The organism is Buttiauxella gaviniae ATCC 51604 (assembly GCF_001654835.1).
GTDB classification, from domain to species: domain Bacteria; phylum Pseudomonadota; class Gammaproteobacteria; order Enterobacterales; family Enterobacteriaceae; genus Buttiauxella; species Buttiauxella gaviniae.
On sequence record NZ_LXEP01000063.1, the window covers coordinates 1 to 6,501 of the forward strand.

At 54.5% G+C, this 6,501-nt stretch carries 7 protein-coding genes and 1 pseudogene; 1 reads left to right on the plus strand and 7 read right to left on the minus strand.

Translation table 11 applies throughout. From position 1 onward, the window contains the following. Positions 1-234: 234 nt before the first annotated feature. Positions 235-504, plus strand: coding sequence for a helix-turn-helix domain-containing protein (locus tag M977_RS23410; RefSeq protein WP_064519460.1), 270 nt, complete (start codon positions 235-237; stop codon positions 502-504). 44 nt (positions 505-548) lie between these two features. On the opposite strand, the gene M977_RS23415 is transcribed toward M977_RS23410, so the two are convergent. From M977_RS23415 to M977_RS23440, 7 genes and pseudogenes are all read right to left on the minus strand, one after another. Next, entirely contained in the window at positions 549-851 is a 303-nt protein-coding gene (locus M977_RS23415; RefSeq protein ID WP_064519461.1) for a hypothetical protein, read from the minus strand. Between the two features lie 82 nt (positions 852-933). Further along, positions 934-1,440 (minus strand): antirestriction protein, encoded by a 507-nt coding sequence (locus tag M977_RS23420; RefSeq protein WP_064519468.1) that lies wholly within the window; start codon positions 1,438-1,440, stop codon positions 934-936. Positions 1,441-1,951: 511 nt separating this feature from the next. Further along, positions 1,952-3,142, minus strand: a complete 1,191-nt coding sequence (locus M977_RS23430) for an IS4 family transposase (protein ID WP_064519473.1) — start codon at positions 3,140-3,142, stop codon at positions 1,952-1,954. 105 nt (positions 3,143-3,247) lie between these two features. Then, positions 3,248-3,406 carry a type I toxin-antitoxin system Hok/Gef family toxin gene (locus M977_RS24780; RefSeq protein ID WP_074392108.1) on the minus strand — a complete coding sequence of 53 codons (159 nt, stop codon included), beginning with the start codon at positions 3,404-3,406 and terminating at the stop codon, positions 3,248-3,250. Then, positions 3,363-3,536, minus strand: a pseudogene (locus tag M977_RS26055) (DUF5431 family protein); the annotation flags it as partial. The gene M977_RS24780 and the pseudogene M977_RS26055, both read right to left, overlap by 44 nt. Before the next feature lie 101 nt (positions 3,537-3,637). Next, a complete protein-coding gene (locus M977_RS23435; protein WP_064519475.1) occupies positions 3,638-4,447 on the minus strand; it encodes a plasmid SOS inhibition protein A in 810 nt (269 codons plus the stop codon). Beyond that, complete coding sequence (locus M977_RS23440; RefSeq protein WP_083963009.1) at positions 4,408-5,724, minus strand: DGQHR domain-containing protein; 1,317 nt, start codon at positions 5,722-5,724, stop codon at positions 4,408-4,410. Before M977_RS23440 ends, M977_RS23435 begins: the two co-directional genes overlap by 40 nt. Between the last annotated feature and the right edge of the window lie 777 nt (positions 5,725-6,501).

Genomic DNA, 6,501 nt, shown 5'->3' on the forward strand with positions numbered 1-6,501 from the left:
AGCCGAAGGGGCCACGGGGTGGCATGCATTTTTTCAGGCCCTTACTGCTGTCCGTTCAGCCAGGTTTTGCGAATTAACACCGTAAAAATAAAGTGCAGTTTTTGCCCTTTTTCATGCAATGAAACACTCAATTTTTACTTCTAATTAAGTGCAATTATTGCCCTTTTTTATATTGAATTCTTTGCATATACCCTTTAAATTAAGTGCAGTTTATGCACTTTTCTGGATATCACAATGACCGGTTATGATCTGCGATTATGGCGAAAAAGTTTCGGCTGGAGCCGGGATAAAGCGGCGGAAGAGCTGGGCGTGAGCCTGCGAACCTACAAAGATTATGAAAACTGTGATCAGGTCAAACGCATGGTGGCGCTGGCCGCCCTCGCGCTGAGTAGTGAAAATTTACTGGCAACCATGGTGCAAAAGAAGCATCAGGAGCCGCTGCTCACCCTCCTGCGGACGATGCACAACGCCAGCCGGGCGCCGGGGTCACAGGCCGGGCACTGAAGATCCCGCGCTCGATGCGCGGGGTCTTCAGCAGGGCCGCCAAATCAACCCGGATCCCGAACCTCATCATCGTGATGCATCGCGGCCACATTCAGCAGACAGGCAACACCCTGCGTCTCCAGACGGTCACTCAGATGCATCAGATTGGCCAGTAAATCAACTAACATTGTCTCGGCGGATTCGCCGCGCGTATCCAGCCCGCTTGCGTGCGCAAACTGACAGAGTACCTGCGCGGCAATGGCGGCCCGATCCGCATTGTCCGGTTCGCGCCCCGCCTGATTGCCTCCCTCACCTGCAATTCTCACCAGTTCATCCATGCCAGCCATGGTGTTTTCAGGGGTTATCACGTTCTCATCCTGTGTTAAATGACCACAGCGTGGCCATTATCATGTTTTTCGTTTAGCCGGGCGCGTGGCGTCCGGCGGCGGGTCAGTCGATTGCGCGGAAAATCAGACTGCTTTCCGGGTGATTAATGATGCTGACATAATCCTTCAGCGCATCCTGACGATCGATAAGCCCCTGACAGGTCTGCGCATACTGGCTCCCCATCTCGGACACTTTCCAGCACAGCTGGTTGAGCACAAACAGCGTCGCGATAATCCCGGCCGCATCGGCTGAAACCTCTGCATCAAAATAGTTTCCCGGGATCGTCATCTGATACGTGCCGTCTGGCGGGGCGATGTAGCCGGTCGGGCAGGTGGTGGCCATATCGGTCCACGCCGCAACGTGCCCACTGATACCGCGCGGGACTTCATAGAAATGCCACATCCCGCCGTCGTAATCGCTGTGTTTACGCAGGAAGGTCGCGGCCATGCTTTCCCCCAGTGCGGTCGCAAACAACCGGGGCACAAAGGCCAGACGGCGACGGGGATCGGTAATTTCAGTACGGGTCACCTGGGCGGTGTCAGTCTGAGTGGTTTGAGCTGGGGTAGTCATTTTTTCTCCTTCGGCTTCTTTCTGGTGTCCCCTTTTCCATTTTTCAGGAGGCGGGGAGCACGTTGCTGTGACACCCAGCCGCCCCGTTCCATCAGGGGAAGAAACAAGGGCGCAGCCGGAAGCCGCAGCGCAAGCGAACGACCACAGGGAGAGAGTGCGAACGGGTGAGGGCGGCGGGCGTCAGCCTTCACCCTTGTTGATGAACCGGAACGGGGCAGCGTCAGTCACAGCAAAAGTGAACACCGCAGAACAGAGTGCAAAGGAGACGCCGGAAAAAGCCGGTTGACCGGCTTTCCTTAGCGGTCGCCAGCGGCGGCCAGTGGAAGCGGCGCTGCCGTCAGGCAGCTGCAAGCGCACGCAACTCCGGGGCCGGAGCAGAAGGGATGTCAGAACGGAAAAAGGGCCGCCCGGTGACCCGGACAGCCCTTCATAAAGGCGCTTGCTGGCAGACATTCAACACTATCAGCCTCCTGAAAAGCGGGGGTTCCCCCTGAGGGATCCCCAGAAATTATCAGTAGATAAGCACCATATCTGAATATAGCCACTGTAATTTTAGTAGGGCTTTATCCAGTGACACTGATTTTAATATTTGCGGAGAATGTCTGAACACATTCTCCGCAAGCGTTAACAACGATATTACCCTACGATGCTTTATCGTGTTTGCCTGGTAATTTAAATGCATCTGTTTGTTTTCAAATGAGTATCCGCTCAACCACAAGGTTATACTTACCAGTGTTGCAATCAGACTAAGTACTTCAAGACGTTCAGGGGAATGACTCATTGCGTGCCTTAACCCAAAACCCCAGCGAGTATTCTTTTCATCCCGAAAATTTTGTTCAATCTGCATTCTGCGGCTGTACAGTTTCATGATCTGCTTTGGCGTAAACTGAGTCGCGTTGGTAAAGATCAGCCAGGGGGATTTTCCTGCAACTTTGGCCTTTCCTGTAACGGTTGCCCGGACAGGTTTATCTTTTGAACGCTTATATTTACGACCTTTGGGCTTGCTTTTGTAGAGATAAAAATTACCTTCATGTTGAGCTCTTTTATCCTGCCCCAGAAGGCCACAGCCCAGATAAACCGGAGTGCTTGATGCTTTAGCGCTGGTTTCTGAAACTTTCTCCCATTTTCCATTCACGTGATAGTAATGATTTCCCAGAACCCGGCAGATATAAATCCAGCCACGGGAGCTTATCTGTCTGAACCAGCGCCCCTGAAATCCTGCATCGGAAATGATGATGACCTCTGTTTCCGGGCTGAAACATTCAGCAAGAGTTCCCAGAAAATGGTCATGTATTTCGGCTTTTCCCGTCAGTGTTGATGGAACAACACAACTCATTAGTGGCAGAGAACGACCATCACAAGCCAGACTAGCCCGAAGGAGCTGGAAACCCGCAGCATGGTAACCACTCCAATCAATCAGAATGACCACTCGTGACATATTACGAGTGATATGTTGTGTTACACGCTGAAAAATGGTCGATATTTCACTATGCAAATGGCTATTACCCAAAAGCCGGTCTACACGCTTAATTTTATGTTTGACGGAAGTATTGCCGGGTAAATGCCGTCCAATACTTGTCAGGGTAAGGGATGCACCATTGATCACTGCACTGGTGGCATCAATGAGTGTTTTCTGACGATAAGAGTGCAAAGGCGCAAGTATATCTTTAAAGAATTTATGACATAGTGCACGAGCAGGCATAGATATATCTCATTGAATTAATTACTCAATCAATAAGATCATAAATCTCTATGCCTGTCATTTTTTGTGGGGATTCCTCAGGGGGTTCCCCCCCGCTACAGGTTGCTACTTATTGGATTCGTAAGCCATAAAAGCCGCCACCTCCCGCGTTCCGTCCTTATAACGGATTTCGCACAGCGATTTCCGGGTCAGGAATGTGAATATTAACAGCGTTAAACACACGATTAATACGCACCAGATCAGGGCGTTTCGCGGCAGTTTCATAGCTGACTTCTCCTTGCCTTTCGGCGGATAAGCGGCTAATCTGATGGTGTCTAGTCATACAGATCGAGCCTCGGGTTAATTGAAAAATTACTCGGGGCTTTTCTCTTTCTGCCTCACTACCTTCCAACATCTCTGCCAGTCGCAGGAGGCAAAAAGCCTCAAGCGCCACGCCTATTATACTGCTATCCGCCTCACTCTGACCAGGAATACCCGCTAAAAACTGTCGAAAAGTCAGACACTTTTTGACGTCTGCACCGTCAGTTTATTCGGAACATACAAGCGTTCCTGCGCCCGGATGACCGCCGGGGTGTCCTGCACCAGTACCTGCAAATTCATCGCAATCACCTGCGGCTCATCACGGCTGTACTGAAACCACGCCAGCGACCGCAGCGACGGGAACCGGCGCTGCCAGTGCCAGAACATGGCCAGCCAGTCCTGTTCTTTCAGTTCCGGATGGCGCTCATGCCACTGCCCAAAGGTATCCGGCCGCTGAAAATTCAGCTCGATGCGCGCCCGTCCGACATAATGCTGATACTGCAATGCCTCCCGGGCATGACGCCGGGCATCCTGGCGGCTCCTGGTCGAATGGTATTTATGCGCGGCCAGTCTCACCCGGTGTTTATTACGTTCGCGGCGTCGAAATGCCGTTTCCGGGAACAGCCAGTCGCCGTCAGAGGTGGAAAGGGGTGACGGACAGTATTCGCCACGGGTCCGGATCAGGGTGTTAAATGCCATGTCATAATCACTCAGAGTGGCCAGTCGTTCCGCCGGGTCCCAACGGATGCCGGGGATGAGTCGCAGTCCCCTGCCCGACGCTTTCCCGCGCCCGGTTAGCCTGCGAAAAAATGCCGCCGCATACGGGTAAAACTCAAAACCGGAACGACGTGGGGATTCTTCAACGTCGATAATGGCGCCAGTGGCCGCCTCCTGCTCAGGTCGTAAGCACACCAGGGCAAGGTGGGCCGCCAGGGTCTGGCCGCCCGTCAGGGCGGCCTTATCCGTTACGCCTGCACGTCCTCCGGATACTGCTCCTTTGCCCACTGACGCAGCTTGCGCATATGGTTGAGCGTCTGCAAAAATTCCCCTTCACTGCGGGCAATCATCAGCGGGATATCGGCCTTCAGACTGTCCATGGACAGATTTTTCTCGGCGGCCACTTTCTCCACCTTACCGATCATATCTGCGATGGCTTCATCGCTGACTGACTCGTCACAGGCTTCACGCAGCCACGCATGGGGATTGGCCGGATCCAGACCGAACAGCGCCAGCAGGTGCATGGCCGCCCGGCTCTGTGCCGCCGCATCACATTTCACCGTGCCACTTTGCGCATCAACACAGATACCGTGCCAGCGTTCGTGACGGAAAGTCTGAGAGCGGTCCTCACAGGTTGTATCCTGCTGACGGTGCGCACGCAGCTGCTGCGCGATAGCCTCCGCATCATGGTGTTCAAGCATCATAGCCGTCGCCAGACCAATGGCATTGACCATCACCCCATGCGTACCGATGGCCATCGTGCGGTAGGTGGACGCCCCCAGCATTTCCGCCACCCATTCCCAGTGCAGCGCGTCCGCCCAGGCACTCCACAACGTCACCGCCTCATGGCGCAGCGCGGCCGGAACCTCATCACCGGCACGCAGGCCAAACATTTTCCGGGTCGCATCATGCAGGGCCTTAAAGCTGACCAGCAGGTCACTTTTCCCCGGCACCACGTTGTGTTCGTAGTCCACCCGCATCGCCAGGGCGCGGACGCTGGAGGCAATGTGACGCACCAGGTCGTTGACCGGATCTTTATGGTTGTACGCCATTGAAATGGCCGTCGCCGGTTTGGTGGCGTTGTTATTGATGTCAGAGAAAAACTGCTGGCGGGTTTCCAGCGGCAGACCCACGGTCAGCAGCAGGGTGATCATGTCATTCGCATCAGGGCGGGCGTCGATATATCCATAAATACCCCCGCTGCGGTGCTGGCCATCGAACAGCTTGATATCCGCATCCATGGGAATGGACAACATGCCCACATCGCCTTTTGTGCCTTCGGCAGCGTTAAAGATGACCGCTTTATCGATATTTCCGGTCAGCGTACCCAGGATCCAGTCGCGCTTTGTGTCATGTCCCCCGGTCAGATAGTTCGTGATTTTGCGTGAACGAACCTGGTTATGTTCGCGCTGCGAACGGGACATCACATCCCCGCTGTTATCGCTGGCCAGAATGCGTTTGAGCATATTCATCGGCACAAACAGCACATACTGCTCGCGGCCTGCCTGACGGCCACGAATGGCGGGAAATTCAAAAAAGTACTCATGGGTCTGGGTGGTCATCATTAGTCTCCTCCGGCTTCATTCTGGCGTCCTCCTTTCCGGTTTATTTCCGGTTGCGGAACGCCCCTCATTGCGCAGACTTTTTGACGGCGAAACGACGAAAAGCAGGGGTGGAGGGCTGATTTTCTGAAGCCGGCGAAAGAAAATCTGACCGGAAAGCGCGAGCGGCCCTTGCTGCGCGGAGGTGCGCTGTCAGTCTGCATCAGCAATGAGAGGGGTTGCGCCGGAACACACAGGGTAAGGTGGCAGGCAATGAAGCCGGTTCACCGGCTGACACCTTAGCGGCCGCCAGGGCGGCCAGTGAGAGCGGCTGCTGCCCGTGGGCAGCTGCAAGCGTGGTGTTCAGGCATCGCTTGCTATCCGCAAGGACAGAGGCACCCCAGTGTCTCTGCGCGCCGCTCACTGGAGTGCAGGCGACGACCCGGCCTCCGGACGGGAAGCCGAAGGGGCCACCGTGTTTTCATGCCCTTCTGGTTTTTCCAGGCCCCGAAACAACACCAAAAAAAGCAACGGCACCGCGACAGATAACATGACAGGGTTCAGCTTAAGGCGGGAGAGGTACAGCGTCCGGGACCCAGCACACCCGCCGCAGGCGGAAGGCCTGACAAGGGGTTTTTCGCGGGCTGACAGTCAGGAACACAGCCGACCGGTAGAAAGTCAGGCGGGCGAACCCGCCTTGTCATTCATCAGCAGGCATAAAAGACATGGCCATTGCTGAAAAAGAGGTCTGAACTGAACAGGTCACTGGCAAACCGTTCAAAGTCAAAATAATCGCGCAGA

Bases quoted from the DNA above. Each gene is read 5' to 3' on its own strand.
- M977_RS23420 (WP_064519468.1), bottom strand. From the start codon at position 1,440: ATGACTACCCCAGCTCAAACCACTCAGACTGACACCGCCCAGGTGACC.
- M977_RS23440 (WP_083963009.1), bottom strand. From the start codon at position 5,724: ATGATGACCACCCAGACCCATGAGTACTTTTTTGAATTTCCCGCCATT.
- M977_RS23410 (WP_064519460.1), top strand. From the start codon at position 235: ATGACCGGTTATGATCTGCGATTATGGCGAAAAAGTTTCGGCTGGAGC.
- M977_RS23430 (WP_064519473.1), bottom strand. From the start codon at position 3,142: ATGCCTGCTCGTGCACTATGTCATAAATTCTTTAAAGATATACTTGCG.
- M977_RS24780 (WP_074392108.1), bottom strand. From the start codon at position 3,406: ATGAAACTGCCGCGAAACGCCCTGATCTGGTGCGTATTAATCGTGTGT.